Annotated in this window: 1 protein-coding gene; it reads right to left on the bottom strand. The window is 65.5% G+C overall.

The window, feature by feature from the left end; all coding sequences use genetic code 11:
* Positions 1-354: transposase (locus tag ACT3S3_RS15310; protein ID WP_444627021.1), on the bottom strand; the 354-nt coding region annotated here is incomplete at both ends.

Genomic DNA, 354 nt, shown 5'->3' on the forward strand with positions numbered 1-354 from the left:
CAGACGGCTCGGAGCTCTGATTGTTGTAATTCGCGTGTGCCCCCTGTGATGCGCGGCAGGGTGGAGCCGTGCTGGTGTACCCGCACGATGGTGGAGTCGATTGAGGTGACCCAGTCCAGTTCGCCGGCACGGTGGGCGGCGCACTGAACATAGCTGAGTAACTCTGCCCACACCCCGGCTGTGGCCCAGCGGTGGAAGTTCTTGTAGATCGTATTCCAGTTGCCGAAGCGCTCTGGCAGATCGCGCCACGGTGCGCCGGTACGAAAACGCCAGGCGGTGGCCTCCACCACGAGACGTCGGTCGACCGGTGGGCGGCCTGTGGCCTTCGCGGCGGGGAACAGCGGGCCGATCACG

The organism is Corynebacterium sp. AOP40-4SA-5 (genome assembly GCF_052377355.1).
Lineage (GTDB): Bacteria > Actinomycetota > Actinomycetes > Mycobacteriales > Mycobacteriaceae > Corynebacterium.